Annotated in this window: 28 protein-coding genes; 18 read left to right on the top strand and 10 right to left on the bottom strand. The window is 73.1% G+C overall.

The window, feature by feature from the left end; genetic code table 11:
• Positions 1–79: 79 nt before the first annotated feature.
• Complete coding sequence (locus tag BLT76_RS19370; RefSeq protein WP_090859875.1) at positions 80–592, bottom strand: YflT domain-containing protein; 513 nt, start codon at positions 590–592, stop codon at positions 80–82.
• Positions 593–639: 47 nt separating this feature from the next.
• Between BLT76_RS19370 and purS the strand changes: the two genes are divergently transcribed.
• From purS to BLT76_RS19355, 3 genes are read left to right on the top strand one after another with little or no spacing between them, the layout of a single operon-like run.
• Entirely contained in the window at positions 640–906 is a 267-nt protein-coding gene (gene purS / locus BLT76_RS19365; protein WP_090859873.1) for a phosphoribosylformylglycinamidine synthase subunit PurS, read from the top strand.
• The gene (gene purQ, locus BLT76_RS19360) at positions 903–1,571 is read left to right on the top strand and encodes a phosphoribosylformylglycinamidine synthase subunit PurQ (RefSeq protein ID WP_090859872.1); all 669 of its coding nucleotides are present in this window, start codon (positions 903–905) and stop codon (positions 1,569–1,571) included. Before purS ends, purQ begins: the two co-directional genes overlap by 4 nt.
• A complete protein-coding gene (locus BLT76_RS19355; RefSeq protein ID WP_090859870.1) occupies positions 1,568–2,017 on the top strand; it encodes a DUF3817 domain-containing protein in 450 nt (149 codons plus the stop codon). Before purQ ends, BLT76_RS19355 begins: the two co-directional genes overlap by 4 nt.
• Before the next feature lie 98 nt (positions 2,018–2,115).
• Here BLT76_RS19355 and BLT76_RS19350 read toward each other — a convergent pair whose 3' ends face one another.
• Positions 2,116–3,552, bottom strand: coding sequence for a glycoside hydrolase domain-containing protein (locus BLT76_RS19350; protein ID WP_090859868.1), 1,437 nt, complete (start codon positions 3,550–3,552; stop codon positions 2,116–2,118).
• A gap of 253 nt (positions 3,553–3,805) precedes the next feature.
• On the opposite strand from BLT76_RS19350, the gene BLT76_RS26620 reads away from it, so the two are divergent.
• The gene (locus BLT76_RS26620; RefSeq protein WP_257025123.1) at positions 3,806–3,940 is read left to right on the top strand and encodes a hypothetical protein; all 135 of its coding nucleotides are present in this window, start codon (positions 3,806–3,808) and stop codon (positions 3,938–3,940) included.
• Between the two features lie 36 nt (positions 3,941–3,976).
• Here BLT76_RS26620 and BLT76_RS19345 read toward each other — a convergent pair whose 3' ends face one another.
• Positions 3,977–5,443 (bottom strand): MFS transporter, encoded by a 1,467-nt coding sequence (locus BLT76_RS19345; protein ID WP_090859866.1) that lies wholly within the window; start codon positions 5,441–5,443, stop codon positions 3,977–3,979.
• 123 nt (positions 5,444–5,566) lie between these two features.
• Between BLT76_RS19345 and BLT76_RS19340 the strand changes: the two genes are divergently transcribed.
• The 4 genes from BLT76_RS19340 (at position 5,567) to BLT76_RS19325 (ending at position 9,770) form a co-directional block, all read left to right on the top strand.
• Complete coding sequence (locus BLT76_RS19340) at positions 5,567–6,124, top strand: TetR/AcrR family transcriptional regulator (protein WP_090859864.1); 558 nt, start codon at positions 5,567–5,569, stop codon at positions 6,122–6,124.
• A 155-nt stretch (positions 6,125–6,279) separates the two neighbouring features.
• The gene (gene purL, locus BLT76_RS19335; RefSeq protein ID WP_090860023.1) at positions 6,280–8,520 is read left to right on the top strand and encodes a phosphoribosylformylglycinamidine synthase subunit PurL; all 2,241 of its coding nucleotides are present in this window, start codon (positions 6,280–6,282) and stop codon (positions 8,518–8,520) included.
• On the top strand, positions 8,513–8,938 hold the full coding sequence (gene arfB, locus BLT76_RS19330) for an alternative ribosome rescue aminoacyl-tRNA hydrolase ArfB (protein ID WP_090859862.1): 426 nt from the start codon (positions 8,513–8,515) through the stop codon (positions 8,936–8,938). The genes purL and arfB overlap by 8 nt, the downstream gene beginning before the upstream one ends.
• Before the next feature lie 109 nt (positions 8,939–9,047).
• The gene (locus tag BLT76_RS19325; protein WP_244509492.1) at positions 9,048–9,770 is read left to right on the top strand and encodes an alpha/beta hydrolase family protein; all 723 of its coding nucleotides are present in this window, start codon (positions 9,048–9,050) and stop codon (positions 9,768–9,770) included.
• A gap of 33 nt (positions 9,771–9,803) precedes the next feature.
• Here BLT76_RS19325 and BLT76_RS19320 read toward each other — a convergent pair whose 3' ends face one another.
• The 3 genes from BLT76_RS19320 to BLT76_RS19310 are packed head-to-tail and all read right to left on the bottom strand — an operon-like array spanning position 9,804 to position 12,293.
• Positions 9,804–10,508: a hypothetical protein gene (locus BLT76_RS19320; protein ID WP_090859858.1), complete on the bottom strand. Its 705-nt coding sequence runs from the start codon at positions 10,506–10,508 to the stop codon at positions 9,804–9,806.
• A 34-nt stretch (positions 10,509–10,542) separates the two neighbouring features.
• Positions 10,543–11,313, bottom strand: coding sequence for an ABC transporter permease (locus tag BLT76_RS19315; protein WP_090859856.1), 771 nt, complete (start codon positions 11,311–11,313; stop codon positions 10,543–10,545).
• On the bottom strand, positions 11,310–12,293 hold the full coding sequence (locus tag BLT76_RS19310; RefSeq protein ID WP_244509491.1) for an ATP-binding cassette domain-containing protein: 984 nt from the start codon (positions 12,291–12,293) through the stop codon (positions 11,310–11,312). The genes BLT76_RS19315 and BLT76_RS19310 overlap by 4 nt, the downstream gene beginning before the upstream one ends.
• A 63-nt stretch (positions 12,294–12,356) precedes the next feature.
• Between BLT76_RS19310 and BLT76_RS19305 the strand changes: the two genes are divergently transcribed.
• A complete protein-coding gene (locus BLT76_RS19305) occupies positions 12,357–13,322 on the top strand; it encodes a helix-turn-helix transcriptional regulator (protein ID WP_211753075.1) in 966 nt (321 codons plus the stop codon).
• On the opposite strand, the gene BLT76_RS19300 is transcribed toward BLT76_RS19305, so the two are convergent.
• Positions 13,285–14,100: an FkbM family methyltransferase gene (locus BLT76_RS19300; RefSeq protein ID WP_090859853.1), complete on the bottom strand. Its 816-nt coding sequence runs from the start codon at positions 14,098–14,100 to the stop codon at positions 13,285–13,287. The genes BLT76_RS19305 and BLT76_RS19300 overlap by 38 nt on opposite strands.
• 55 nt (positions 14,101–14,155) lie before the next feature.
• On the opposite strand from BLT76_RS19300, the gene BLT76_RS19295 reads away from it, so the two are divergent.
• Positions 14,156–14,575 (top strand): SDR family NAD(P)-dependent oxidoreductase, encoded by a 420-nt coding sequence (locus BLT76_RS19295; RefSeq protein ID WP_090859851.1) that lies wholly within the window; start codon positions 14,156–14,158, stop codon positions 14,573–14,575.
• 17 nt (positions 14,576–14,592) lie between these two features.
• Here BLT76_RS19295 and BLT76_RS19290 read toward each other — a convergent pair whose 3' ends face one another.
• Positions 14,593–15,423 (bottom strand): DNA-formamidopyrimidine glycosylase family protein, encoded by an 831-nt coding sequence (locus BLT76_RS19290; RefSeq protein ID WP_090859849.1) that lies wholly within the window; start codon positions 15,421–15,423, stop codon positions 14,593–14,595.
• Positions 15,424–15,556: 133 nt separating this feature from the next.
• Complete coding sequence (locus tag BLT76_RS19285) at positions 15,557–16,786, bottom strand: MFS transporter (RefSeq protein WP_090859847.1); 1,230 nt, start codon at positions 16,784–16,786, stop codon at positions 15,557–15,559.
• Between the two features lie 69 nt (positions 16,787–16,855).
• On the opposite strand from BLT76_RS19285, the gene BLT76_RS19280 reads away from it, so the two are divergent.
• The 5 genes from BLT76_RS19280 to BLT76_RS19260 all read left to right on the top strand — a co-directional run bounded on the left by BLT76_RS19280 (position 16,856) and on the right by BLT76_RS19260 (position 22,078).
• Positions 16,856–17,434: a winged helix-turn-helix domain-containing protein gene (locus BLT76_RS19280; protein ID WP_090859845.1), complete on the top strand. Its 579-nt coding sequence runs from the start codon at positions 16,856–16,858 to the stop codon at positions 17,432–17,434.
• On the top strand, positions 17,434–17,793 hold the full coding sequence (locus BLT76_RS19275; protein ID WP_090859843.1) for a sterol carrier family protein: 360 nt from the start codon (positions 17,434–17,436) through the stop codon (positions 17,791–17,793). The genes BLT76_RS19280 and BLT76_RS19275 overlap by 1 nt, the downstream gene beginning before the upstream one ends.
• Before the next feature lie 10 nt (positions 17,794–17,803).
• Positions 17,804–19,141 carry a dipeptidase gene (locus tag BLT76_RS19270; protein ID WP_090859841.1) on the top strand — a complete coding sequence of 446 codons (1,338 nt, stop codon included), beginning with the start codon at positions 17,804–17,806 and terminating at the stop codon, positions 19,139–19,141.
• Between the two features lie 119 nt (positions 19,142–19,260).
• Positions 19,261–21,588: a molybdopterin cofactor-binding domain-containing protein gene (locus tag BLT76_RS19265; RefSeq protein ID WP_090859839.1), complete on the top strand. Its 2,328-nt coding sequence runs from the start codon at positions 19,261–19,263 to the stop codon at positions 21,586–21,588.
• 10 nt (positions 21,589–21,598) lie between these two features.
• Complete coding sequence (locus BLT76_RS19260) at positions 21,599–22,078, top strand: (2Fe-2S)-binding protein (protein WP_090859837.1); 480 nt, start codon at positions 21,599–21,601, stop codon at positions 22,076–22,078.
• Between the two features lie 3 nt (positions 22,079–22,081).
• Here BLT76_RS19260 and BLT76_RS19255 read toward each other — a convergent pair whose 3' ends face one another.
• Complete coding sequence (locus BLT76_RS19255; RefSeq protein ID WP_090859835.1) at positions 22,082–23,851, bottom strand: sensor histidine kinase; 1,770 nt, start codon at positions 23,849–23,851, stop codon at positions 22,082–22,084.
• 132 nt (positions 23,852–23,983) lie between these two features.
• Between BLT76_RS19255 and purF the strand changes: the two genes are divergently transcribed.
• From purF to BLT76_RS19240, 3 genes are all read left to right on the top strand, one after another.
• Entirely contained in the window at positions 23,984–25,537 is a 1,554-nt protein-coding gene (purF, locus tag BLT76_RS19250; RefSeq protein WP_090859833.1) for an amidophosphoribosyltransferase, read from the top strand.
• A 10-nt stretch (positions 25,538–25,547) separates the two neighbouring features.
• Positions 25,548–26,624: a phosphoribosylformylglycinamidine cyclo-ligase gene (purM, locus tag BLT76_RS19245; RefSeq protein ID WP_090859831.1), complete on the top strand. Its 1,077-nt coding sequence runs from the start codon at positions 25,548–25,550 to the stop codon at positions 26,622–26,624.
• A 141-nt stretch (positions 26,625–26,765) separates the two neighbouring features.
• The gene (locus BLT76_RS19240; RefSeq protein WP_090859829.1) at positions 26,766–26,954 is read left to right on the top strand and encodes a DUF3073 domain-containing protein; all 189 of its coding nucleotides are present in this window, start codon (positions 26,766–26,768) and stop codon (positions 26,952–26,954) included.
• Positions 26,955–26,967 lie beyond the last annotated feature (13 nt).

Genomic DNA, 26,967 nt, shown 5'->3' with positions numbered 1-26,967 from the left:
CGGCCTCGATCGAGGCCAGAGGTCGGCTCACCGGGTTTCGAGGCTCGCTCCGCTCGCACCTCAACCAGCGTCGGTGGGGCTAGGCGAAGGGGTTGGGGAGCGCACCGGGCAGCCCGGCGAGCAGCTCGCGCGCCTGCGCGGCGGACTTGTGCTCGACCAGCACCTCGTAGCGGGTCGCCACCACCTGGGTGACCGACGAGAAGTCCCGCTGACCGCGGGTGGCGGCGTACCCGACGAGGGCCCAGATCAGGCCGAACAGGGCGCCGAAGAGCATCGTCGAGACGATGGTGACGAAGCCCTCGTCGGAGAAGAGCGACAGGATCACGCCGACGAAGAGGCCGAGCCAGACGCCGGAGAGCACGCCGCCCATGGCGACCCGGTTCCAGGTGAGCCGCCCGGTGATCCGCTCGATCCGCTTCAGGTCGGTGCCGACGATCATCAGCTGCTCGACGGGGAACTTCTGGTCGGACAGGTAGTCGACCGACTTCTGGGCGGCGGCGTAGTCGTCGTAGGTGGCCAGGGACTGGGGGAACTCCAGCTTCAGCGGCGAGGCGGCGTTGGCGCGGGGGGTGCCGGAGGTGGGCATGCTCATACCTCCAGTGTGCCGGACCGTCCGCGGGCCGCTCTAGACTGACGGCCATGCCCGTAGTCGTCGTCGACGTCATGCCCAAGCCCGAGATCCTCGACCCGCAGGGGAAGGCCGTGCAGGGGGCGTTGCCCCGGCTCGGCTTCAGCGGCGTCACCGACGTCCGCCAGGGCAAGCGCTTCGAGATCACCGTCGAGGGCGAGGTGACCGACGCTGTGCTCGAGCAGGTGCACCAGATGGCCGAGACGCTGCTCTCCAACCCGGTCATCGAGAACTTCACCGTGCGCGTGGCTGCGTCGGACGCTGGGACCGTGGCGTGAAGGTCGGGGTCGTCACCTTCCCGGGCTCGCTCGACGACGCCGACGCGCAGCGTGCGGTCCGCATCGGCGGACACGAGGCGGTCGCGCTGTGGCACGGCGACCACGACCTCCGCGGGGTCGACGCGGTCGTGCTGCCCGGCGGCTTCTCGTACGGCGATTACCTCCGCTGCGGGGCGATCTCGCGGTTCTCCCCGGTGATGACCGAGGTGATCGAGGCGGCCGGCAAGGGGATGCCGGTGCTCGGCATCTGCAACGGCTTCCAGATCCTCTGCGAGTCCCACCTGCTGCCCGGGGCGCTGATCCGCAACGACCACCGCAAGTTCGTCTGCCGCGACCAGCGGCTGCGCATCGAGAACGCCTCGACGGCCTGGACCTCGTCGTACGACGAGGGCGCCGAGATCACCGTCGTGCTCAAGAACGGCGAAGGCGGCTTCGTCGCCGACGCCGAGACCCTCGACCGGCTCGAGGGGGAGGGGCGCGTCGTCGCCCGCTACCTCGACGTCAACCCCAACGGCTCGCTGCGCGACATCGCCGGCGTGACCAACGAGCGGGGCAACGTGGTCGGCCTGATGCCGCACCCCGAGCACGCGGTCGAGGAGCTCACCGGCTCCGGCACCGACGGCCTGGGCTTCTTCACCTCGCTCGCCGCCGCCGCGTTCGCATGAGCCCGCTGAAGCTCTTCCGAACCGTCGCGGTCGCCGAGGCGATCACCTGGGCGCTGCTGCTGACGGGCATGTTCTTGAAGTACGTCACCGAGACCACCGAGGCTGTCGTCAGCGTCGGCGGCATGCTGCACGGCATCGTCTTCATCGCCTACGTGCTCACGACGCTGGTCGTCGCCGTCGACCAGAAGTGGTCGACCGGCCGCACCGTGCTCGGCGTGGTCTCCTCGATCCCGCCGTTCTTCACCGTGCTCTTCGACCGGTACGCCGAGCACCGCGGCCTGCTCGGCACCACCTGGCGGCTGCGCACCGAGACCCCCGCCGGACCCGTCCAGCGGCTGGTCTCCTGGCTGATCCGCAAGCCGCAGCAGGGCCTGGCCGCCGGCGTCGTGGCCGTTCTGGTCCTGACCGTCCTCGCGCTGCTCGTCGGCCCGCCCGCCTCCGGCTGACCCCCCTCCAGCGCCGAGTCAGCAGTAGTTGTGGGCCGAGTCAGCACCACAAGTGCTGACTCGGCCCACAACTACTGCTGACTCGGCGGGCGGGTGGGTCAGCGGCGGACCCGGCCCTGGGCGAGGGCCCGCCAGGTCGCGGCGGTGACGACGCCGCTGGCGCGGTGCCGGATCCGGGTCTGGTAGGTCTTCAGCGCCTTGTCGGTGCTGGCGCGGAAGACGCCGTCGACGGGGAGCTTGTTCGCCGGGCGGGCAGCGTTGAGGCTGCGCTGCAGGCGGCGGACCGCCTCGCCGGCGGAGCCGTACTTCAGCAGCGGTGCGCTGCCGTGGGCGAGCAGCGACATCCAGTTCCGGCGCGACCAGGAGTCGGAGACGGTGTGGCCGACGTGCTTCTGCCACACGCGGTAGGCGCGCACGGTGCGCTTGTTGACGCGCCCGTTGGTGCTGCCGCGGTAGAGGTTCTTCTCCTTCAGCAGGCACTGCAGCGCCTTGACCTGCCCGGCCGGGGCCGACCGGGTGGCGGTGGGTCGGCGGATGGCGCCGTACGTCCGCAGGTCGAGCGGGACGCCGCCGCAGCGCGTCTCGCGCGCGGCGACCGAGCCGCGGCCGAGGTCGAGGAAGTTGCTGTCGATGTTGATCGTCACGCCGCCCCAGGTCTCGTCGTGGCCGCCGCGGTACTGCTTGACCCGGCCGCCGGGGCGCCAGCCCTCCTCGCGGAGGTAACCGGGCGAGGAGGTGTTCGCGACGCCGTCCCAGCGGGCGACCCAGATCCGGTCGGGGAAGGTGAAGGCGGTCGGCCGGGCGACCCGCGCGTCGTCGAGGTCCTTGATGCCGGATCCGGCGCTGGAGTAGACCCCGGAGACGTAGCCGAGCTCGTGCAGCCGCTCGGTCCAGCCGCTGAGGAAGCGCAGCGCCGACTCGCGGCAGTTCGTGTTCTTGCTGTCGTAGCCCTCGAGGTCGTACCAGAGGGTGCTGCCGGCGACGATGCCGAGCGCCTTCGCGTCGGTGACGGTGGTGTCGGCCTCGGCGCGGCCCATCCGGAAGGCCCGGCCGTAGGTGCCGTTGCCGGGGCGCGGGTCGATCCGGACGTCGTCCTGGTAGCGCGGGAACCGGGGCTGGCAGGAGGCCTGCGGTCCGAGGGTGATGGGCAGCAGCCGCCAGCCCTTGCGGAGCTGGGTCGCCACCCAGGTCGGGGTGAGGTTGGGCTGGTTGCGGCAGGCCCGGGACTTGCCGGAGATGTAGATGCCGACGGCCAGGAACGGCGAGGTGGCCAGCCAGCGGTCCATCTTGGCCTGGGTGGGCGCGAGGCACTGGTCGAAGCCGAAGCCGGTGAAGTCGCCCGGCGTCACCGGGTTGGTCGTCTTCCTAGCGGCGGTGGCCGCGGTGGCTGAGCTCACAGCGGCGTACGACGGGGCTTCGGCGGTGGCCGTCGAGCCGGCTCCGCCCGTGGCCAGGACGACCCCGGTGGTCGCGACGAGCAGGCCGGTCAGGGTCGTCGCGAGGACGGCGCGGAAGGGCAGGCGGGGGCGGCGCATGGCGGAGCTCCAGGGGAAGAAGGCGGGGGCGAATCCGTCGAGTCCGCGTCACCTTAACCTCACCAGTCACAGGCGTAACAGAGGTTCGGGTGAACTACAACGCTGTAGTTCTGCGACACGTCTTCGCAGGTCAGAGGGGGATTCGGTCGGCGCCGGGTGAAATCTGAGCCGATCGGCCGCGCCGACGGCACCGCTGCCCCATCCTGGTCGTCCGGTCCGCGCTCGGGGGAGTGCGGCGAAGGGGGGAACCACGATGAGCACGATCGTCGACGTGCATCCCGAGCCCGTCCTGGGTGGGCCGCCGGTCTACAGCCCCGACGGTCGCTGGACCTGGACCGGATCGGCCTGGGAACGCCGCGACCCGGACGCCGACACAGCCGAGGGCTGAGCCGACGCCCGGGTCGGGGCGCGAGGGCGGAGCGGGTCAGGCGGTCTCGAGGACCGCGACGGCCCGGCGCCGTCGTACCAGTCCGAGGGCCGCGGCCAGGGCGAGCAGGGCGAAGAGCGACGAGGTGAGGAACGCCGCGTCCGCGCCCGGGAGGAACTGGCCGGGCTCCGCGCCGGCGGCGTACACCGACACGATCACGGCCAGGCCGATCGCCCCGCCGAGCTGCTGGAAGGTCTGCAGCAGCCCGGACGCCGAGCCGGCGTGCTCGGGCTCGACCCCGGCGAGGATCGTCGAGGTCACCGGCATGAACACCAGACCGGCGGACAGGCCGTTGAGGAGCATCGGGCCGAAGACGCCGCTGAGGTAGGTGTCGCTCGCCGAGACGGTCGAGAGCCAGGCGAAGCTGGCCGCCAGGCCGAGCGAGCCGACGACCATCATCGGGACGGCGCCGACCCGGCCCAGCAGGCGCGGCGTCACCCGCGACATCCCGAAGATGCCGAGGGTCAGCGGCAGGAAGGCCAGACCCGTCTGCATCGGGCCGAACCCGAGCTGGCCCTCGATCAACTGGACGGCCAGGAAGAACATCGACAGCTGGCCACCGACGACCAGGGCGATCATCAGCAGCCCCCCGACCCGCTGCCGGCTGCGCAGCAGCACCGGCTGGAGCAGCGGGTGCGCGACCCGGCGCTCCGTGACGGCGAGGGCGCAGACCAGGGCCAGGCCCACGAGGAGCCCGATCAGGGTCCGGGCGGAGGTCCAGCCGTGGTCGGGGGCGCCGATCAGCGACCAGACGATCGCGACGGCACCGCCGGTGGCGGTGACCGCGCCCACGATGTCGAAGCGGCCGGGTCGGCGGGCGGTCTCGTCGAGGAATCGGCGGGTCAGCGCCAGCACCGCGAGGCCGATCGGGACGTTGATGAACATCGTCCAGCGCCACGAGCCGACGTCGGTGAGGAAGCCGCCGAGCAGCAGACCGATGGACATGCCGCCCGAGGAGACCGCGCCGAAGAGCGCGAGGGCCCGGTTGCGGGCGGCCTGGTCGGGGGCGCTCGTGGTGAGCAGGGCGAGCACGCCGGGGGCGGCCATCGCGGCGCCGACGCCCTGGAGGGCACGGGCGCCGACCAGCACCTCGGGGCTCTGGGCGAGGCCGCCGAGCAGCGAGGCGAGTGTGAAGACGGCGAGGCCGGACTCGAACATCCGGCGCCGGCCGAAGACGTCGCCCAACCGGCCGCCGAGGAGCAGCAGTCCGCCGAAGGCGAGCGTGTAGGAGTTCAGGACCCAGGACAGGCCGGCCGGGCCGAAGCCCAGGTCGGCGTCGATGTGCGGCAGGGCGACGTTCACGACGGTGGCGTCGAGGATGAGCATCAGCTGGGCCACCAGGACGATCGCGATGCCGGCGGCGGCCCGGCCCGCGTTGTCGGGCAGCTCGGTCGGCAGCCCGGGGCCGGCGGCGGGGCTCGCGGGGATGGTGCGAGCGGGTGGGGCGGTGGTGTCTGTGGACATGAGGAGGAAGTCCTGTTCTGGCCCGACGGGCCGAGGTACATTAGATCCGGAGGATGGCTCCGCTTCCTCCTGGAACGATACGGAGACTGTCTCCGTTTAGCAAGCGATTTCTTTGGAGGACCCGTGCGCGCCGATGCCCAGCGCAACCGCGACCGCATCGTCGAGGTCGCCCGGACGGTCTTCCGAGCCCAGGGGTACGACGCCTCGCTGGACCTGATCGCCAAGCAGGCCGGGGTCGGCGCCGGCACGCTCTACCGGCACTTCCCGTCGCGCGATGACCTGATCGACGCCGTCATGCAGAGCTGGGTCGACGGGGTCAACGAGACGGCCGAGAAGGCGCTCGCCCGCGAGGGCGGCCCGCGCGACGTGCTGCTCGGCTGGTTCGAGGACTACGTCCGGCTGATCAGCGTCCACAAGGGCGGCCCGGCCAAGATCACCTGCGCGATGGGCGACGACGGCTCCCCGATCCGCACCAAGTGCGAGGTGCTGCGCTCGGCCGGCGACCGGGTGCTCGACCGGCTCCGGGCCGAGGGCGCCGTACGCGAGGACGTGAGCGCGCTCCAGGTGGCCCGGCTGGTCGGGGGCGTGGCGACGGTCGCCGACCAGGGTGAGCTCGACGTGGCTGCCGTGCGCCCGATGCTCGAGGTCGTGGCCGACGGGCTGCTCGCCCCCGGTGGTTGAGCAGTGAAGGACGAAGTCCTGAGCGTGTCGAAACCCCCGCACCCGACGACGTAGCTCGGGTACGGGGGTTTTGACACGGTTGCTGCGCAACCTGCTCAACCACCGGCGTGGGGTCGATGTGCGGGAGGGGGGCCGACCGCCGGTAGATTGTGGCCGTGCTGGACACCGTCGCCGTTGCGTCCGAAGACCCCACCCGCGAGCAGCCCTGGGCCGATCTCGGCCTGAAGGCCGACGAGTACCAGGAGATCCGCCAGATCCTCGGTCGCCGGCCCACCAGCTCCGAGCTGGCGATGTACTCGGTGATGTGGAGCGAGCACTGTTCCTACAAGTCGTCCAAGGTGCACCTCAAGCAGTTCTCCGAGATCCCGCAGGAGACGCCGATCGGCAAGATGCTGGCCGGCATCGGCGAGAACGCCGGCGTCCTCGACATCGGTCAGGGCTACGCCGTCACCTTCAAGGTCGAGTCGCACAACCACCCGTCGTACGTCGAGCCCTACCAGGGCGCCGCGACCGGCGTCGGCGGCATCGTCCGCGACATCCTCGCCATGGGCGCGCGCCCGGTGGCCGTGATGGATCCGCTGCGCTTCGGCCCGCTCGACGCCCCCGACACCCATCGTGTGCTGCCGGGGATCGTGGCCGGTGTCGGCGGCTACGGCAACATGCTCGGCCTGCCCAACATCGGCGGCGAGGTCGTCTTCGACGAGACCTACCTCGGCAACCCGCTGGTCAACGCCCTCTCGATCGGGGTGCTCCGCCACGAGGACCTCCACCTCGCCAAGGCGTCCGGCGTCGGCAACCAGGTCATCCTGTACGGCGCCCGCACCGGCGGCGACGGCATCGGCGGCGTGAGCGTGCTCGCGTCGGAGACCTTCGACGCCGACGGCCCCGCCAAGCGGCCCAGCGTGCAGGTCGGCGACCCCTTCATGGAGAAGCTCCTCATCGAGTGCACCCTCGAGATCTTCGCCGCCGGCCTGGTCGCCGGCATCCAGGACCTTGGCGGCGCTGGGCTCTCCTGCGCGACCTCCGAGCTCGCGTCCGCCGGCGACGGCGGCATGCACGTCGAGCTCGACCGGGTCCCGCTGCGCGACTCCACGCTCGCGCCGGAGGAGATCCTGATGAGCGAGTCGCAGGAGCGGATGATGGCCGTCGTCGAGCCCGACGACGTCGCCGCGTTCCTGGCCATCTGCGCGAAGTGGGACGTCGAGGCCGTCGTGGTCGGTGAGGTCACCGACACCGGCCGGCTGGAGATCGACTGGCACGGCGAGCGGGTCGTCGACGTACCGCCGCGGTCGGTGGCGCACGACGGCCCGACCTACCACCGCCCGTTCGCGCGCCCGTCCTGGCAGGACGCGCTGCAGGCCGACGCGGCCGAGGCGCTCGCCCGCCCGACGACCGGCGCGGAGCTGCGCGAGACCCTGCTGCGTCTCGTGGCCAGCCCGAACCTCTGCGACAAGTCCTGGGTCACCGACCAGTACGACCGCTACGTGCGCGGCAACACCGTGCTCGCGCAGCCCAGCGACAGCGGGATGATCCGCGTCGACGAGGAGACCAACCTCGGCGTCGCGGTCTCGACCGACTGCAACGGCCGCTTCGCCAAGCTCGACCCGTACGTCGGCGCGCGGCTCGCGCTCGCGGAGTCCTACCGCAACGTCGCGACCGGCGGCGCGGTGCCGCTGGCCATCTCCGACTGCCTGAACTTCGGCTCGCCCGAGGACCCCGACGTGATGTGGCAGTTCGCCGAGGCCTGCCGCGGGCTGAAGGACGGCTGCCTCGAGCTCGGCATCCCGGTCACCGGCGGCAACGTCAGCCTCTACAACCAGACCGGCGAGACCGCGATCCTGCCCACGCCCGTCGTGGCCGTCCTCGGCGTGGTCGACGACGTCACGAAGCGCACGCCGTCCGCCTGGACCGTCGCCGGCGAGCAGGTCTTCCTGCTCGGCGAGACCCGCGAGGAGCTGTCCGGCTCCGAGTGGGCCCACGTGGTGCACGGCCACCTCGGCGGGCAGCCGCCGCGGGTCGACCTGGCGGCCGAGAAGTCGCTTGCCGAACTGCTGCACGAGGGCGTCGGGCTGCTCACCTCGGCCCACGACGTCTCCGACGGCGGCCTGGCCCAGACCCTGGTCGAGGGCTCCCTGAAGGCCATGGTCGGCGCGACCGTCTCGCTCGAGGGCGACGCCTTCGTCGGGCTCTTCGCCGAGTCCGCCGGCCGGGTCGTGGTCACCGTCGCTCCCGGCGACGAGGGCCGGCTCGCCGACCTGGCCGCGCGCCACGGCGTACCCCTCACGGCGCTGGGGGTCACCGGCGGCGACAGCCTGGTCGTCGAGGGGCAGTTCGAGGCGTCCCTCCTCGAGGTCCGGTCGGCGTGGATGGCGACGCTGCCGGCGGCACTTGCCTGACGACCTCGTCGTCACCGGCTCGTGGGCGGTGCCCGCGGGTGAGATGACCGAGCGGTTCTCGCGCTCCTCCGGTCCCGGCGGGCAGGGCGTGAACACCGCCGACAGTCGCGTCGAGCTCTCGTACGACGTCGCCGGCTCGCCGTCCGTGCCCGAGCACCTGCGGGCCCGGCTGCTGGCCCGCCTCGCCGGCCGGCTGGTCGACGGCGTGGTCACCATCGCGGCCAGCGAGCACCGCACGCAGCTGGCCAACCGCCGGGCCGCTCGCGAGCGGCTGGCGCAGCTGCTCCGCGAGGCCGCCGCCCCGCCGCCGCCCTCGCGCCGGCCCACGCGGCCGACCCGCGGCTCGAAGGAGCGGCGGCTGGACGCCAAGAAGCGGCGCGGCGAGACCAAGCGCGGCCGCCAGGGTCGCTTCGACTGACCGCCATCCGCCGGGGGCGCGGCGCCGAACCCCTGGCATGCGCCGACGCACGCTGCTCTCCCTGCCTGCCCTGGGCGCGCTGCTCGCGGCCTGCGGGCAGGATGGCGCCATGAGCGAGTCGAGCGACGTCCCGACCGGCCTCCCGCTGCTGAGCGAGCGGACGTCGTACGGCGACGACGCGAGCCAGTACGCCGAGCTGACCCTCCCCGCCGGCGAGCCCCGCGGGGTGGCCGTGGTGGTCCACGGCGGGTTCTGGAAGCCTGAGTACGGCCTCGAGTACGCCGAGCCGCTGGTCCCGAGCCTGGTCGCCGCGGGATGGGCCGCCTGGGCGATCGAGTACCGGCGGGGGACCGGTGCCGCCGACACGCTCGCCGACGTCCGCGCCGCCGTCGCGGCCCGTCCGGTGCTGCCGGGGCCGGTCGTCGGGATCGGCCACTCCGCCGGTGGCCACCTGGTCACCTGGGCCGCCGGTCAGGACGTCGGCCTCACCCACGTCGTGTCGCAGGCCGGCGTGCTCGACCTGGACGCCGCGCACGAGGCGGGGCTCGGCGGCGGGGCGGTCGAGGCGTTCCTGGGGCACCCGCCCGGCCCGGGCGACGCGTCCGTGGACCCGATCCGCCAGGTGCCGCTCGCCGTACCCCTGTGGTGCGTGCACGGCCGTGACGACCAGGTCGTGCCGATCTCCCAGTCCGAGGCGTACGTCGCCGCCGCGACCGAGGCCGGTGCGAGCGCCGAGCTGGTGGAGGTCGACGGTGACCACTTCACCGTGATCGACCCCGAGTCCGAGGCCTGGGCGCGGACCCTGGAGATCCTGGACGGGCTGGCGGGGTAGTCCGACACACCCGCCGGACCCACCCCGGGCGGGTCAGGCCTTGGGCAGCACCGAGATCTTCTGCCAGATCTTGCGGGACATGCCGGTGGTGAGCGACTCGATGGTGCTGACCGTGTCGAGGACGACGTTGTCGCGCGACTCCTCGGCGCACAGGGCGGCGGCCTTGCCGACCAGGCTGAGCAGCTCCGAGCAGTAGTTGAGGTAGTGCTCCAGCTGGTCGCGGTCGAGGTGCGGCTCGGGGCTGACCGGCGTCCGGACGAAGTCGGGGCGGAGTCGCTCGGGGTCCTTGGTGAGCTGGTGCATGTCGACGATGTGGGCCAGCGAGCGGAGCTGGTGGAGCAGGGTCAGGACCTGCCCGCGCTGCACCCGCTCGGGGAACGACCAGAGGAAGAACACCGCGATCGCGGCGAAGACCAGGTCGTTGATCGCGGACTCGATCAGCGGCACCCAGTCGACGCTGCTGTCGGGTCCGGCGTCGCCGGACACGTCGCGGGCGGCGATGACGAGCACGACGACGGTGGCCACGACGACCAGCGCCATCAGCGTCCGGGAGACGGTCCGGGCGGTGTCGATGCGGCGCCGGTTCACGACCGAGACGCTGGCGACCCGGTCGACCATCGCGACCAGCTCGAGTGAGACCTGGTGCAGCCCGCGCTCGGGGAACCGGGCGTCGATCCGCCGCTCCAGGGCGACGACCGTCGCCCGCACGTGCTCGGCGCCGAGCTTCTCGAGGCTCACGGCCGCAGCGTAGGCGGTCGTGAGCCCCGAGAGGTCACGAGGACGCGCGCATCGCCCGCAGTCCGACCGCCAGGCCGAGCGCCGCGACCAGCGCCGACGCGAGCAGGCCGGCGCCGATGGTGTCGAGGGGGTACGACCCCGCGAACAGCGGGCGGACCGCCTCGACGACGTACGTGAGTGGGTTGAGGTCGGACAGGAACCGCAGCCAGCCCGGCGCCCCGTCCAGGGGGAGCAGGACGCCGGCGAGCAGCAGCAAGGGGAAGACCAGCGTCTGCTGCACGGTCCAGAACAGCCAGTCCTGGCCCCTGCTCACCAGGGCGAGCGCGAAAGACAGGGCGCCGATGCCGACGCTGAACGCGGCCATGATCACCATCGCCAGCAGCACGCCGCCGAGGTGCAGGTCGAAGGAGAACGGCGTGCAGACGGCGATGATGATCGCGGTCTGCATCAGCATCGGCACGATCTCCTTCAGCGCCCGGCCGACCAGCAGCGAGGTCCGCGACAGCGGGGAGACCAGCAGCCGCTCGTGGGAGCCGGTGACCATCTCCTGGAGCAGGTTGGCGCCGGTGAACGACGCCCCCATCAGCGTGGTCATCGCGACGATCCCGGGCACGAACCACTGCAGCGCCGAGCCGTCGCCGGTGTCGGGCAGTAGCGGCGCGAACAGGGCCAGGAAGACCAGCGGCTGGACCATCGCGAACAGCACCGAGGCGGGCTCGCGGAAGACCGGCTTCAGCTCACGGGTCATCACGTTCCAGGTGTCGGTGACCAGGGTGGGCGTCAGGGTGGGCGTGAGGGTGCTCATGCGGGGGCTCCTTCGAGGGTGGGGGCGGTGTCGGACTCGCGCAGGCTGCGCCCGGTGAGCTCGAGGAAGACGTCGTCGAGGGTGGCGCTGGTGACCTCCAGCCGGGCGATGGCGACGCCGGTCGCCGCGAGGTCGGTGACCAGGCCGGCGGCGGCCTCGGAGGCCCGCGGCGCGCGGAGTCGTACGACGGCGCCCGCCCGCTCGACGCTCGCGCCGGGGACCAGGCGGGCCCCCCGCTCGGCGGCCGTGACCGCGTCGGCCTCGGACGCCAGGCCCAGCGTGACCAGGTCGCCGAGCCCGGAGCGCAGCGCGACCGCGGTGTCGTCGGCGATGACCACGCCGTGGTCGATCACGACCACCCGGTCGGCGATCGCGTCGGCCTCCTCCAGGTAGTGCGTGGTCAGCACGATCGTCGTGCCCTGCTCGCGGTGCAGCCGGCGCACCTGCTCCTGCAGGTTGACCCGGTTCTGCGGGTCGAGACCGGTCGACGGCTCGTCGAGGAAGAGCACCCGCGGCGACTGCACCAGGCCGATCGCGACGTCGAGGCGGCGGCGCTGGCCGCCGGACAGCGTGGAGACCGGCCGGCCGGCGTGCTCGGTGAGGTCGAAGGCCTCGAGCAGCTCGTCGGCGCGGGCCCCGGCCGCCGCCCGCGAGAGACCGAACGCGCGGGCCTGGCTGACCAGCTCGTCGCGGCCGCGCTGCTGGTGGCCGGCGCCGTTGCCCTGGCCGACGTAGCCGATGCTGCGGCGGACGTCGCGCTGGTCGCGGACGACGTCGTACCCGGCCACCTCGGCGGTGCCGGAGGTCGGGGCGACCAGGGTCGTGAGCATGCGCAGCGTCGTCGACTTGCCGGCGCCGTTGGGACCGAGGAAGGCGACGAGCTCGCCCTCCCGGACGTCGAGGTCGAGGCCGCGCACGGCTTCGACCGTCTGCTGGTGACGGGTGAAGTGGCGGGTCAGTCCGCGGGTTCGGATCATCATGGCAACGACGCTAGGGAGCATTGCGGCCAGTTCCTGGCCGCAATCCGATCTAGTCTCGACGTCATGACCACCAGCGCCCGGATGCTCCGCCTGCTGTCGCTGCTGCAGACCCACCGGTACTGGCCGGGCGCCGAGCTCTCCGAACGGCTCGACGTCAGTCCGCGCACGCTGCGACGCGACATCGACCGCCTCCGCGAGCTCGGGTACGCCGTCGACGCGATGCGGGGCGTGTCCGGCGGCTACCAGCTGCGTGCGGGCGGCCAGCTGCCGCCGCTGCTGCTGGAGGACGAGGAGGCGGTGGCGATCGCCGTCGGCCTGCGCACGGCCGCGGCCGGCGCGGTCAGCGGCATGGAGGAGACCTCCGTGCAGGCGCTGACCAAGGTGACCGCCCTGATGCCGCCGCGGCTGCGCCGCCAGCTCGACGCCCTGCGCACCCAGACGGAGAACTTCACGTGGGGCGGCGGTCCGGTGGTCGACGCGGCGGTGCTGACCCTGCTCGCCCAGGGCTGCCGCGACGACGAGCCGCTGCGGTTCACCTACACCGCCCGCGAGGCCGAGCCGACCGAGCGCTGGGTGGAGCCGCACCGGCTGGTCTCGCTGGGACGCCGCTGGTACCTCGTCGCCTACGACCGCGACCGCCAGGACTGGCGCAGCTTCCGGGTCGATCGGATCGCCGACGCCCGGCTGTTCGGCGGCCGGTTCCGCCCGCGCGACCTCCCCGCCGAGGACGCGCTCACCTTCGTCCAGTCGGGGATCCGCCGGATGCCGCAGCGGTACGCCGTACGTGTGCGGGTGGAGGCGCCGGTCGAGCGCGTGCAGCAGGCCGTCGGGCACTGGGGCAGCGTCGTCGCCGACGGTGCCGGCTGCCGGCTGGCGATGAACGTCGACGACCTGCAGTGGCCGCTGATGGTGCTGACCCAGGTCGGGGCCGACTTCAGGATCGACGGCCCGCCCGAGCTCGCCGACCAGGTACGGCGGGCCGCGGGGACCTTCAGCCGCGCCGGGGGCCACCCAGGAGGGGACCGCTGAGCAGCGGCCCGACCGCGAGCGGTCCGGCCAGGAGGCAGTCCTGGCCGTAGACCTTGCCCGAGGGCAGCAGGTCCTCCAGATGGTCGGGGTGGGCGCGGACGAAGCGGTCGCCCGCGGGGGTCGCCCCGGGTGCGAGCAGCAGCACCGCGTGCTCGGCGGCCAGGCCCTCGAGGACGACCACCGGCAGGTGCTTGACCTCCAGCATCAGCACCCACGGGACGGGGGCCGCGAGGGACCGGCGGGCCCCGGCGACGACCTCGTGCTCGAAGCCCTCGACGTCGACCTTCACGCAGAACGGGCCGGGCTGCTCGCCCAGGATCTCGTCGAGGGTGGTGACCTCGACGTCGAGGAACGACCAGCGGCCGGGCTCGTCGTACGTGCCGGTGTCGAGCGACGACGTGCCCGACCAGGTCCGGTCGACCGCGAAGCGGGCCGAGCCGCTGCGGCCGCCCACCGCCTGGGGCCGCAGGTCGACGTCGAGCCCGTTGAGCGCCAGGGTGCGGCGGGCGAGCTCGCGGACCACGGGGTTGGGCTCGAAGCCGACCAGCCGGGCGCCGGCGGGCAGGGCGGGACGGACCAGCATCTCGCCGTAGTTGACCCCGACGTCGACGACGACGTCCCAGTCGACGGCGGCCAGGGCGCGGCGCCACATGCGCAGGGAGAGCGGGTTGAGGTCGCCGCCGGAGGCGACCAGGTCGGCCGCGCGCGGGTCGGCGGGGTCGACCAGGAGGGTCCGGCCGTCGGCGGTGACGACGCGGTCGCTGGTGAGGGTGTCCATCGCGTGACCGTAGGGACGACCCGTGAACGACGGATGAACCCCGTAGCCTGCCCCGGTGCACCTGCGGTGGAGGCTCTGCGTCGTCGTCGGGGGCGGGACCGGACCCGGCCACGAGGTCTGCCTGCGCCTGGCGCGGGCCGGGGCGGGGCTGCTGGTGGTCGACACCGACGGGGCTGCGGCCGAGTCGACGGCCGAGCTGGCCCGCTCCAGCCGGGTCTCCGCCTGGTCGCTGAAGGCCGACCCGACCGACGACCAGGACCTCGACCTGCTGGCCGCCCGGGCCCGCGATCTCGGCGGCGCCGACCTGGTCGTCATCACCGGCGTCGACCCGGCCCGGGGCCCCGACGTGGCCGCCCGGCTGGTCGCCGAGCCGCGGATGGTCGGGCTGGTGGGCGACGACGACGTCCGGGTCGCCGTTGCCGCGGTCGAGCACCTCGGCGCCGCCGAGCCCGGCACCGCCGTGGTCATCGGCTGAGCGTCATCCGCTGAGCGTCATCGGCCGACGGTCGGCCTCCGGGTCTCCGGGCCCGGTCCCGGCTGGCAGTGCGGGCACCACCAGGTACGACGGTTCGCGGGGTCCTGGGGCAGGTCGTCGACCATCAGCACGGTCGTGCCGCAGCGCAGGCACGGCCGGCGCTGCCGCCCGGACACCCAGTGGTCCTCGCCGCGGCGGCTGCTGCCGGTCGTGACCTGGTAGGCGCCGGGCACCAGCGCGGAGTGGCGCAAGGCCCGGGCGGCCCGCTCGACCAACCGCTCGACGTCGACGTCGCCCACCGGTGTCCAGGGCGACACCCCCGTCAGGAAGGCCAGCTCGTTGGCCCACAGGTTGCCCAGCCCGGCCATCCGGGTCTGGTCGAGCAGCGCCGACACCAGGGGTACGCCGGGGTCCGCGCGGAGCCGTCGTACCGCCTCGGCGGGGTCCCAGTCCTCGCGCAGCGGGTCGGGGCCGAGGTGCCCGACCAGGCGGTGCTCGTCGCCGGTCGAGACCAGGTCGAGCTGGTGCAGCCGGATGCCCCAGGCGGTGCTCCCGGTCGCCAGCTCCAGCACGACCCGGACGTGGGGGAGGAGTCGCGCCGGCAGTCGCTTGCCCGGCCGGGTGACCGACCACTCGCCGTCCATCAGCAGGTGGCTGTGGAGCGTGACGTCGCCGGAGAACCGGGTCAGCAGGTGCTTGCCGTGGGTGACGTGCGCGAGCACGGTGCGTCCGGCCAGGTCGCGGGTGGCCAGCGCGGGGACGCGCAGGTCGCTGCGGGCCACCTCGCGCCCGAGCAGGTCGCGGTCGAGGCGCCGCGCGAGCTTGTGGACGCTGTCCCCCTCCGGCACCCGTCCAGTCTGCCGACCGGGCCCTACCGGTCCCAGCGCGGCGCCGGGACGCTGCGGGGAGACGACCGGATCGGCACCGGCCGCGCCGTACGACGGGCCAGCTCGCGGCGCAGCCGCTCGGTCCGCCGGGCGCTCATGCCGCCACCGCCCACTCGACGGGACGGGGGACGGTACGCACCGACCGGGCCAGGGTCGGGATCAGCGCGACCGCGGCGACCAGGACGGCCAGCACCAGGATCGCGCCCGAGCCGCCGAGGCCCTCCAGCAGCAGCCCGCCGAGGAGCGGGGCGAGCGGCATCGTCGACATGGACACGAACTGCGACGTCGACTGCACCCGGCCCTGCAGCTCGGTCGGAGTGACCGCGACCCGGTAGGAGCCGATGCCGGCGTTGCCCGCGGGGTTGAGGAAGACCCCGACCGACAGGGCCACCGCGACCACCAGGGGGCTGTTCCAGAAGACCAGGGGCACCAGCAGCGGGACGAAGCTCCAGGCGACCGCCACGGTCAGCCGCCCGGTCGGCAGCCGGTCGATCAGCCACGGCGCGACCACCGCCCCGGCGATCCCGCAGACCCCGGACGCCACCTCGACCAGCGCGATCTGCAGCGGCGGGAAGCCGTCCTGCACCAGCCGCAGCACCGCGACCAGGAACAGCGCGTTGATGACCAGGTTCGCGCACGCGGCCCAGACGGTCAGCACCCGGAAGAACGGCTGGCCGGCGATGAACCGGATTCCCGCGGCCAGGTCGCGTCCGGGGCTGCGCGGGGTGGTCCGCGGCGGCGGGCGCAGGTCGGCCCGGATCCGGCCGAGCAGCAGCCACGAGGCCGCGAAGCTCAGCGCGTCCGCGGCGAACGGCAGCCAGCGGGTGACGCCGTACAGGGCACCGCCGAGCGGCGCCCCCAGCAGCGCGGCGACGTGCTGGCGGGCCTGCTGCTGGCTCAGCGCGGTCGGCAGGTCCTCGGCCGGTACGACGGCCCGCACCGCCGCCATCTCGGCCGGCGCGAACACGCCCGCGGCCGCCCCGGTCACCAGCGCGACGGCCAGCAGGTGCGGGAGCGTGAGGGCACCGTACAGGCCGGCGAGCGCGAGCGAGGCGTAGAGCAGGGCGCCCGTGGCGCTGGCCGCGCGCATCATCCGGCGCCGGTCGACCCGGTCGGCGACCACGCCCGCCGGGAGCAGGGCCCCGGCCATGCCGAGCAGGTGCACGGCCTCCACGAGCGCCGCGAGCAGCGCCGATCCCGTGAGGGCGTAGGCGAGGAGCGGGAAGACGAAGAGGCTCGTGCGGGTGCCCAGCTCGCTGATCGTCTGGCCGATCCAGAGCGCGGTGAAGTCGGGGTTGCCGAGGAGGCGGCGGTGTCCGGTCATATTCCGCAACATACATTGCGCACGTTATGTTGCGCAATAGTGCGTGCGGAAGTTGGGTAGGGTGGCCGCATGCCCGAGAGTCGACCCGTGCACGACCCCAAGGTGCTGCGCGCGATCGCCCACCCGGTCCGCAACCGGATCCTCACCGAGCTCGACGCCGCAGGCTCGCTGCGCGCCGCCGACCTCGCCGCGCTGCTGGACATCCCGGCCAACCAGGCGAGCTTCCACCTGCGGCAGCTGGCCAAGTACGGGCTGATCGAGGAGGACCCCGACGCCGCCCGCGACCGGCGCGACCGGGTCTGGCGCTCCTCGCCGCGCGGGGTCAACCTCGACCTCGGCGAGATCGAGAAGGCGCCCGGCGGGAAGGCCGCCTCGGCGGTCTACCGCGCCCAGTCGGCGGCCAAGGCGCACGCCTACGTCGAGCGCGCGCACGACGACCGCCGCGACGAGGGCACCGCCCGGTCGGTCATGGACAGCTCGCTGCGGCTGACCAAGGACGAGGCCCGCGAGCTGTCGCAGGAGCTGGTCGACCTGGTCACCGCCTGGGGCGAGCGCACCCGCGGGCGCGACGACGCCGAGCGCCGGACCTACCTCTACTACGCGATGCTCATGCCGCACCCCGACCTGGAGCAGGAGGAGACCGACTGATGGCCGCCCGCCTCAAGCCCGCCGCCCCGGCCGACGTCGCGGCGGCCCGCGCCCGCCTCGCCGACGGGTCGGCCGAGAAGACCGACCTCCGGCTGCTGGTCAAGCACTACCTGGCCGTCCTTGAGCACCGCGCGCCCGGCCACTCCGTCGAGGTCCGGGTCCCGCCGTACGCCGCCGTCCAGGTGATCCCCGGAGTCCGGCACACCCGCGGCACCCCGCCCGCCGTCGTCGAGACCGACGCCGCCACCTGGATCGCCCTGGCGACCGGCGAGCTGGGCTGGGCGGAGGCCGAGTCGACCGCCCGGGTCCGGGCCAGTGGCGAGCGGGCCGACCTGACCCCCCATCTGCCGCTGACCTAGGGTCGAAGCCATGAGCGACGACATCCGGGGCAAGGTGCAGGCCGTCCTTCCGTCCGTGCGGGCGGATCTCGAGGACCTGGTGCGGATCCAGTCCGTCAGCGCCGATCCCGAGCGGCTGAGCGAGGTCGAGAAGAGCGCCGAGCGGACCCTGGAGCTGTTCCTGGCCGAGGGCGTGGACGCCGAGATCGTGCGCGCGTTCGACGGCGCGCCGCCGGCCGTCGTCGGGGAGAAGAAGGGGCCGGCGGGGGCGCCGACGGTGCTGCTCTACGCCCACCACGACGTCCAGCCCGAGAACGACCCGGCCGACTGGGACTCCCCGCCGTACGAGCCCACCGAGCGCGACGGCCGGCTCTACGGCCGCGGTGCCGCGGACGACAAGGCCGGGATCATGGCCCACGTCGGAGCGCTGCGGGCGCTCGGCGACGACCTGCCGGTGACCGTACGGCTGTTCATCGAGGGTGAGGAGGAGGTCGCGAGCGCGACCCTCCCGCAGTTGCTCGAGCAGTACCAGGACCGACTCAAGGCCGACGTCATCGTGATCGCGGACTCCGGCAACTGGGACATCGGCGTCCCCGCGCTGACCACCAGCCTGCGCGGCCTGATCCGCGTCGACGTCGAGGTCCGCACGCTCACCCACGCCGTGCACTCGGGCATGTGGGGCGGCCTCGCGCCCGACGCGATCATGGCGATGGTCCGGCTGCTCGACAGCCTGTGGACCCCCGACGGTGCGCCGGCCGTGGCCGGCCTGGCGAGCGGTCCGGCCGCCGACGTGGAGTACCCCGAGGAGCGGCTGCGCGCCGAGTCCGGCGCCATCGACGGGCTGTCCTGGATCGGCGAGGGCCCCGCGGTCGAGCGGCTGTGGACCCAGCCGGCCATCACCGTCACCGGCTTCGACGCGCCCAAGGTCGCCGGTGCCTCCAACACCCTCAGCCCGGTCGCCCGCGCCCGGGTGACCATCCGGATCGCCCCCGGCGACACCTCCGAGAACGCCGTCGCGCGGCTCGAGGAGCACCTGCGGGCGCACGTCCCGTGGGGCGCCGCCCTGCAGACGACCGTCGTCGACACCGGCGAGCCGATCGCGCTCCCGGCCCAGGGCCCGGCGTACGACGCCGCCCGCGCGGCTTTCGCGGAGGCCTGGGACGGCACCGCGCCGGTCGACATGGGCGTCGGCGGCTCGATCCCGTTCATCGCCGAGTTCCTGGAGGCGTTCCCGCAGGCCAGCGTCCTGGTCACCGGCGTCGAGGACCCCGACACCCGGGCCCACGGCGCCAACGAGGGCCTGCACCTGGCCGAGTTCGAGCGGGTCGTGCTCGCCGAGGCGCTGCTGCTGCGCAACCTGGGCGCCTAGCTCCCCGGGACCCATCCGCCCTCCCGGCGGCTCCGAACCACTCGCGAGTGACCGTCGTCACTCCGGGGTAACGAAGTCGCCGGGGGCATGCTCCGGCCCCCCGTATCTCGGGAGTCGCCATGTCCGCAGTCCACCGTCCCCTCGATCCGGAGGCGGTGGCCCCGCCGGGCGTCGACCGCCGCTCCTTCGTCGGCTACGTCCTCGGGGGCACCACCCTGGTCGCGGCCGCCGACCTGGCCCTCGGCGCCGAGCCGGCAGCCGCGGTCCCGACCGTGCCGCAGCCGGCCGAGCTCTACGACCTCAACGACCTGCTGACCGACGCCGCCCGTCCCACGGCCAACCTGATCCGGATCGAGCTGCACGAGGACGGCACCGCCTCCTTCGCGCTCCCGCGCTCCGAGAACGGCCAGGGCGTCACCACCTCCACGGCGATGCTGATCGCCGAGGAGCTCGACCTGCCGCTCGACAAGGTCCGGGTCACCCTGGCCGACGCGCGACCCGAGCTGCTGTTCAACCAGCTCACCGGCGGCTCGAACACCACGATCTCGACGTACACCCCAGTCCGGGTCGCCGCGGCCGTCGCCCGGGGCGCGCTCCTCGACGCCGCCGCCGTGCTGCTGGGCGACGAGGTCGCGAAGCTGGTCGCCAAGGGCGGCATCGTCCAGGGCCCGAGCGGCACCGCGTCGTACGGCGACCTCGCGCGCGCGGCGGCCTCGCGGACGGACCGGACGGTCCGGGTCCGCCTCAAGGACCCGAGCCGTTTCCGGGTGGTCGGCACCGGTCAGGGCCGGGTCGACGCGCGGGACGCGGTCACCGGGCGGAAGACCTTCGCCACCGACCTCCAGGTCGACGGCGCGCTGCCGACCATGGTCTGCCGGGCCCCCACGCTCAACGGCGAGCCGCGGCGGCTGCGCAACGAGGCGGAGGTGCTGGCCCTGCCCGGGGTGACGGACGTGGCCGTGCTGCCCTTCGGGGTGGCCGTGCGGGCCGAGACGTTCGGCCAGTGCATCGACGCCGTCCGGGCGATGAAGGTCGACTGGCGTGACGGCCCGGTCGCCGGGATGTCCGACGACGACGTCGTCCGCGAGCTCCGGCGTGCCCAGCTGCCGCTGCCGGCTCTCCCGAACACCCCGCTGAGCCGGACGGTCGAGACCGACGTCCTGTGCTACTTCCGCAGCAACTCCGCGATGGACACCAACTCCGCGATCGCCGACGTCCGCGAGGACCGGGCCGAGATCTGGTCGGCGCTCAAGTCCCCGATCGCCGCGCAGCAGCGGATCGCCGAGGTGCTCGGCCTGCCGCAGGATCGGGTCGACGTGCACGTCGTGCAGGGCGGCGGGTCGTTCGGACGACGGCTCTTCTTCGACGGCGCCCTCGAGGCGGCCCAGGTGTCCCGGGCGATGGGGAAGCCGGTGAAGCTGATGTGGCACCGGGCCGACGACGCCCGGGTCGGCCGCGGCCACCCGATGTGCACCAGCCGGGTCCGGGCCGTGGTCGTCGGCAAGAAGGTGGTCGCGTTCCAGCAGAGCCACACCAGCATCGAGACCGACTACCGCCACGGCCTGGGCGAGCTGATCACCGCCACCGCCGCCAGTCTGCCGACCGGACTGGGCAACCTCGGCTTCGCGGAGACGATCTTCGCGCTGACCCAGGAGGTGCCCTACGACTTCGGCGTCGTCACCCAGACGCTGACCGAGACCGACGACCGCTTCAACACCGGCAGCATGCGCAACATCTACTCGCCCGACGTACGCGCGGCGGGGGAGCTGACCGTCGACAAGATCGCCACGGTGGTCAAGGAGGACCCCTACGAGTTCCGCCGCCGTCACCTGCGCGACGAGCGGACCCGGGCGGTCCTGGAGAAGGTCGCCGAGGTCGGCGACTGGGGCCGGGCGATGCCCGCCGGCACGGCGCAGGGCATCGCGATCCACAAGGAGTACAAGGGCGCCAGCGCCTGCCTGGTCGAGCTCGACTGCCGCGACGTCCAGACCGGTCGTGACATCCGGGACGGCGTCGGCGGGCCCCGGGTCACCCGGGTGACCTTCGCCGTGGACGTGGGGCTGCCGGTCAACCCGCGCGGGCTGGAGGCGCAGATGCAGGGCGGGATCATGGACGGCATCGCCCTCGCGCTCACCTCGAGCATGCACCTGCGCGACGGCCACTTCCTCGAGGCCAGCTGGGACAACTACTTCTACACGCGCCAGTGGAACGTCCCACCCGAGGTCGAGGTGATCGTGATGCCACCGACCACGGGGGTCCCGGGCGGTGCCGGCGAGGCCGGCGTCGCGGCGAGCTTCGCGGCCGTCGCCTGCGCCTACGCCCGCGCGACCGGGCGCAGTCCGTCGTACTTCCCGGTGAACCACCGCGACCCCGTGGAGTTCAGCGTGAAGCCCTACGTCCCGCCCGTCCCACCGTCGCCGGTCAACGGCCTGAAGAAGATCGTCTGAGGAGCGCGCCGTGCCGAAGCAGACCTTCCGCCTCAACGGCCGGACCGTGACCGTCGACGTGCACCCGGACGTCCGGGTGCTCTGGGTCCTCCGCGACCTGCTCGGGGTCACCGGCCCCAAGTACGGCTGCGGCATCAACGTGTGCAAGGCGTGCACCTCGCACGTCAACGGCCGCGGCTTCAACCCCTGCGCGGTCCGGGTCGGCGACCTCGCCGCGGACGACGAGGTCACCACCATCGAGGGCCTCGCCGGGACCGTCGACGAGGACCTGCACCCGATGCAGCAGGCCTGGCTGGACCGCGACGTCGCCCAGTGCGGCTACTGCCAGCCCGGCCAGATCATGGCCGCGGTCGCCCTCGTCCGGAAGGTACGACGCGAGCAGCGCGAGATCGAGGACGCCGACCTCGACTCGATCCGCAACATCTGCCGCTGCGGGACCTACGTGCGGATCCGGGAGGCGATCGAGCAGGGCGCCCGCGCGATGGCCTGACGCTCAGGCGGCCGGCAGCAGCACCCGGAACGTGCTGCCCTTGCCCAGCTCGGACTCGACCGCGATGTGCCCGCCGTGGCGCTGCACGATCCGGCTGACGATGGCCAGGCCCAGCCCGGTGCCGGGCTGGGCGACGGCGGCGGGGTTGGAGGAGCGGAAGAACTCGGTGAACAGCTGCTTCTGGTCCTCGGCGGAGATGCCGAGGCCCTCGTCGCTGCAGAGCAGCTCCACCTCGCTGCCGACCCGGGCGACCGAGACGGTGATCCGGCCGCCCTCGGCGGTGTACTTCAGCGCGTTGCTGACCAGGTTGGACACGACCCGGTCGAGCTCGGTGGCGTCGCCGCTGGCGAGCACCTGCTCCGAGCCGGCCTCGACGGTCACCGTGAGGTGCCGCCGCTCGGCCTCCACCGCGGTGAGCTCGACGACGTCGTCGACGATCGTGCGCAGGTCGACGGGGCGGGCCACGACCGGGTTGTCGGGGTCGCCGACCTTGGCGAGCAGCAGCAGGTCGTCGACCACCCGACCGAGCCGGCGGGCGCCACGCTCCATCGCGTTCAGTGAGGTGCGGACCGGGCCGGGGAGCCCCTCGACGGACTCGAGGATCTCCAGGTGGCCGAGGACCGAGGTCAGCGGGTTCTTCAGCTCGTGGGAGACCGTCGCGATGAGCTGGCTCTTGTAGGTGTCGAGGGCCTGGAGCTCGGTGACCAGCCGGTGCTCGCGCTCGTAGGCGCGCACGTTGAGGATCGCGCCACCCAGATCGCGGCCGACGTCGAGCGCGGCGGCGGACTCGGTCTCGGTCCAGTCGGGGGCGTGCAGCGGGCGGGTCAGCACCAGGTTGCCGAGGCACTCGCGCCCCGCGCCGAGCGGGACGAAGAGGATCGAGCCGACCTCGATCGCGTGCAGGAAGTCGACCACCCGGGTCCCCTGCTCCGCGGTGAGGACGCCGAGCGGCCGGCCGGCGGCGACCACCGTGACCTGCTGCTCGGCCCAGAGCAGGCGGGCCGCGGTCTCGGCGATCTCGATGAGGTCCAGCGGGAGCTCGACCACGGCGCCGTCGGCGGAGTAGACGCTGCCGGTGCCGAGCCCGTCCTCGTCGAAGGTCTGGATCCACATGCCGATCGCGCGGAAGCCCTCGGTGAGCGCGGGCCGGGAGGTCTGCAGGATGTGCTCGAGCGACGGCTGCACCGAGGCCTGGCGCACGATCCGCCGGGCGGTGTCGGCCAGCCGGACCTGGGCGGCCAGCTCCTCGCGCTCCAGCGCCGTGAGTACGGCGCGCGCCGCCTGCTCGGCGTACAGCTCGAGGACGCGGCGCTGGTCGGGGCCGGGCCGGCGGCCGTCGGCCGGCAGGTCGATCGACAGGCTGCCGCGCAGGGTGCCGTCTTGGTCGTGCAGGGGCGCGACGAGCAGGTCCATCGGGTGCCAGGCGTCGTCGCCGGCGAGCGGCTCGACGTCGGGCACCCATCCCCACTCGCCCTCGCCGAGGTCGAGCCGCTCGTGCGGCACGAACTTCAGCATCCCCCAGTCGTCGGCCTTCGCGAGCTCGGTCATCAGTGCGTCGATGGGGGTCCGTCGGCCCTCGAGCTGCTGGCGGGCGTCGTCGCTGCCCGCGACCGCCATCACCTGCATGTGCCCGTCGTCGCGCGCGACGCTGATGGCCGCCACGCCGAACCCGGCGATCTGGGTGACGCCCTCGGCGATCAGCAGCAGCGCGTCGTCCTCGGCCGCCGCTGCCCACGCGCCCGACCGTGCGGACTCGGGCGGCGGCGCAGGCACGGGATGGCCTCCAGGGATGCTGGCGGGGGGATGGGATCGATCGTACGTCCGACTACGGCAGTACCCGGATGCTGCGGTGACGTTCGGCACCACGAAGCGACTCTTGAGCCTTCGGATCGGTAGACTCGGCGCGTGCCGTACCTCAGCAACAGTGGCAGCTCACGCAGAGGCGGCGACGGCCGGCTCACCGCCGCCCTCGACCCGCAGGACCAGGGCCCCCAGGACGCCTGTGGCGTCTTCGGGGTGTGGGCCCCGGGCGAGGACGTCGCCAAGCTGACCTACTTCGGTCTCTACGCCCTCCAGCACCGCGGCCAGGAGTCGGCAGGCATCGCCGTCTCCAACGGCCGTCAGATCCTGGTCTACAAGGACATGGGTCTGGTCTCGCAGGTCTTCGACGAGACCACGCTGGCCTCGCTCAAGGGCCACCTGGCGATCGGCCACTCGCGCTACTCCACGACCGGCGCCAGCACCTGGCAGAACGCCCAGCCGACGTTCCAGCCGACCGCCGACGGCTCGATCGCCCTCGGTCACAACGGCAACCTGATCAACACCCACGAGCTCTCCCAGATGGTCGAGGACCTGCCCGGCCCCGAGGACGAGCTCGAGCTGCACACCCGCCCGCAGGAGACGTCGACCAACGACACCGGCCTCGTCACGGCGCTGCTCGCCCACCACCCCGACACGTCGCTGGAGCAGCGCGCCCTCGAGGTGCTGCCGCTGCTCAGGGGCGCCTTCTGCTTCGTGTGGATGAACGAGAACACCCTGTACGCCGCCCGCGACCCGCAGGGCATCCGGCCGCTGGTCCTGGGTCGCCTCGACCGCGGCTGGGTCGTCGCCTCCGAGGACGCCGCCCTGGCCACCATCGGCGCGAGCGTCGTGCGCGAGGTGGAGCCCGGCGAGATGCTCGTCATCGACGAGAACGGCCTGCGCTCCCACAAGTTCGCCGAGCCCGACCGCAAGGGCTGCGTCTTCGAGTACGTCTACCTCGCCCGCCCCGACGCCACCATCAGCGGCCGCAGCGTCCACGAGTCGCGCGTCGAGATGGGCCGCCAGCTGGCCCGCGAGTTCCCGGTCGAGGCCGACCTGGTGATCCCGGTCCCCGAGTCCGGCACCCCCGCCGCCGCCGGCTACGCCGAGGAGTCCGGCATCCCGTTCGGCCAGGGCTTCGTCAAGAACGCCTACGTCGGCCGCACCTTCATCCAGCCCAGCCAGACCCTGCGCCAGCTCGGCATCCGGCTGAAGCTCAACGCCCTCGAGCACATGATCCGCGGCAAGCGGATCGTCGTGGTCGACGACTCGATCGTGCGCGGCAACACCCAGCGCGCCCAGGTGCGGATGCTCCGCGAGGCCGGCGCCCGCGAGGTGCACGTGCGGATCTCCAGCCCCCCGGTGAAGTGGCCGTGCTTCTACGGCATCGACTTCGCCACCCGGGCCGAGCTGATCGCCAACGGCCTGACGCCCGAGGAGATCGCCGCCAGCGTCGGGGCCGACACCCTCGGCTACATCTCCCTCGACGGGATGATCGAGGCGACCCGCCAGCCGAAGGAGAGCCTGTGCCGGGCCTGCTTCACCGGCGAGTACCCCGTCCCGCTGCCCGACGAGTCGCTGCTCGGGAAGCACCTGCTCGAGGCCACCCTGAAGTCCCCGACCATGGGCCGTGCGCTGCCCGTGCTCAACAACCCGTGAGGTCACTCCTGTGAACGACGCCGTCCCCGGCAGCAACGCGTACGCCGAGGCCGGCGTCGACATCCACGCGGCCGACCGGGCCATCGAGCTGATGAAGGGCTCGATCGAGCGGGCCCGCCGGCCCGAGATGATCGGCGGCCTGGGCGGCTTCGCCGGCCTCTTCGACGCCTCGGCGCTGACCAAGTACACCCGCCCGCTGCTGGCCACCTCCACCGACGGCGTCGGCACCAAGGTCGCGATCGCGCAGGCGATGGACGTCCACGACACCATCGGCTACGACCTGGTCGGCATGGTCGTCGACGACCTGGTCGTCTGCGGGGCCGAGCCGCTCTTCATGACCGACTACATCGCCACCGGCAAGGTGGTGCCCGAGCGGATCGCCGCGATCGTCAAGGGCATCGCGGACGCCTGCGTCGAGGCCGGCTGCGCGCTGGTCGGCGGCGAGACCGCCGAGCACCCGGGCCTCCTCGGCCCCGACGAGTACGACGTCGCCGGCGCCACGACGGGCGTCGTGGAGGCCGACCGGCTGCTCGGCCCCGGCCGGGTCCGCCCGGGCGACGTGGTGGTCGCCATGGCCGCCAGCGGCCTGCACTCCAACGGCTACTCCCTGGTCCGTCACGTGCTGCTCGAGAAGGCCGGCTGGGCGCTCGACCGGAACGTGCCGGAGCTCGGCGGCCCGCTGGGCGAGGAGCTGCTGACCCCGACCCGGATCTACGCGAAGGCCTGCCTCGCGCTCGCCGACGCGACGGCCACCCACGCGATGTCCCACGTGACGGGAGGCGGCCTGGCCGCCAACCTGGAGCGGGTGATGCCGCTCGAGCTGACCGCCACCCTCGACCGGACGACCTGGACGCCGCAGCCGATCTTCGACCTGGTCCGCCGGGTCGGCGACGTCTCGCAGCCCGACCTCGAGATGACGCTGAACTGCGGCGTCGGCATGGTCGCGCTGATGCCGGCCGCGGACGTCGACGCCGCCGTGGCACTGCTCGACGGGTTCGGGATCCGGGCCTGGGCGGCCGGCGAGGTGAGCTCCTCGGACACCGACGGGGGCCGGGTCCGGCTCACCGGACAGCACCCCGGTTGGTGAGTTCGGCCTCGTCCACCGGCGATTCGGACACTCGGTGTGCGGGAACAGCCACCCAACAGGTAGCGTTGCCCCCACGAAGAAATACTGAGGACCAGCCCGGGAGCCACTGTGCCCCGGCCAACGTGCGAGGGGGCTGACCCTATGGGGCGCGGCCGAGCGAAGGCAAAGCAGACGAAGGTCGCACGCGACCTGAAGTACCGCACTCACGAGACGGACTTCGGGAAGTTGGCGCAGGAGCTGCACGGCGACGAGAACATCGTCGAATCCGATCCCGTGGACCCGGAGGTCCTCGAGAAGTGGTCGGACTACTCAGAACCCCAGCGCGACTGACCTCGGCGGGGAC

This window comes from Nocardioides lianchengensis (assembly GCF_900101465.1).
In the GTDB taxonomy this organism is placed as follows: Bacteria; Actinomycetota; Actinomycetes; order Propionibacteriales; family Nocardioidaceae; genus Nocardioides; species Nocardioides lianchengensis.
The sequence above is the reverse complement of the archived record's forward strand: the minus strand, read 5'-3'. Positions and strand labels throughout refer to the sequence as shown.

Coding starts and splice junctions, on each gene's coding strand:
- BLT76_RS19370 (WP_090859875.1), bottom strand. CDS start 592: ATGAGCATGCCCACCTCCGGCACCCCCCGCGCCAACGCCGCCTCGCCG.
- purS (WP_090859873.1), top strand. CDS start 640: ATGCCCGTAGTCGTCGTCGACGTCATGCCCAAGCCCGAGATCCTCGAC.
- BLT76_RS19355 (WP_090859870.1), top strand. CDS start 1,568: ATGAGCCCGCTGAAGCTCTTCCGAACCGTCGCGGTCGCCGAGGCGATC.
- BLT76_RS19350 (WP_090859868.1), bottom strand. CDS start 3,552: ATGCGCCGCCCCCGCCTGCCCTTCCGCGCCGTCCTCGCGACGACCCTG.
- BLT76_RS26620 (WP_257025123.1), top strand. CDS start 3,806: ATGAGCACGATCGTCGACGTGCATCCCGAGCCCGTCCTGGGTGGGCCG.
- BLT76_RS19345 (WP_090859866.1), bottom strand. CDS start 5,443: ATGTCCACAGACACCACCGCCCCACCCGCTCGCACCATCCCCGCGAGC.
- BLT76_RS19325 (WP_244509492.1), top strand. CDS start 9,048: ATGAGCGAGTCGAGCGACGTCCCGACCGGCCTCCCGCTGCTGAGCGAG.
- BLT76_RS19315 (WP_090859856.1), bottom strand. CDS start 11,313: ATGAGCACCCTCACGCCCACCCTGACGCCCACCCTGGTCACCGACACC.
- BLT76_RS19310 (WP_244509491.1), bottom strand. CDS start 12,293: ATGATGATCCGAACCCGCGGACTGACCCGCCACTTCACCCGTCACCAG.
- BLT76_RS19305 (WP_211753075.1), top strand. CDS start 12,357: ATGACCACCAGCGCCCGGATGCTCCGCCTGCTGTCGCTGCTGCAGACC.
- BLT76_RS19300 (WP_090859853.1), bottom strand. CDS start 14,100: ATGGACACCCTCACCAGCGACCGCGTCGTCACCGCCGACGGCCGGACC.
- BLT76_RS19285 (WP_090859847.1), bottom strand. CDS start 16,786: ATGACCGGACACCGCCGCCTCCTCGGCAACCCCGACTTCACCGCGCTC.
- BLT76_RS19280 (WP_090859845.1), top strand. CDS start 16,856: ATGCCCGAGAGTCGACCCGTGCACGACCCCAAGGTGCTGCGCGCGATC.
- BLT76_RS19275 (WP_090859843.1), top strand. CDS start 17,434: ATGGCCGCCCGCCTCAAGCCCGCCGCCCCGGCCGACGTCGCGGCGGCC.
- BLT76_RS19270 (WP_090859841.1), top strand. CDS start 17,804: ATGAGCGACGACATCCGGGGCAAGGTGCAGGCCGTCCTTCCGTCCGTG.
- BLT76_RS19265 (WP_090859839.1), top strand. CDS start 19,261: ATGTCCGCAGTCCACCGTCCCCTCGATCCGGAGGCGGTGGCCCCGCCG.
- BLT76_RS19240 (WP_090859829.1), top strand. CDS start 26,766: ATGGGGCGCGGCCGAGCGAAGGCAAAGCAGACGAAGGTCGCACGCGAC.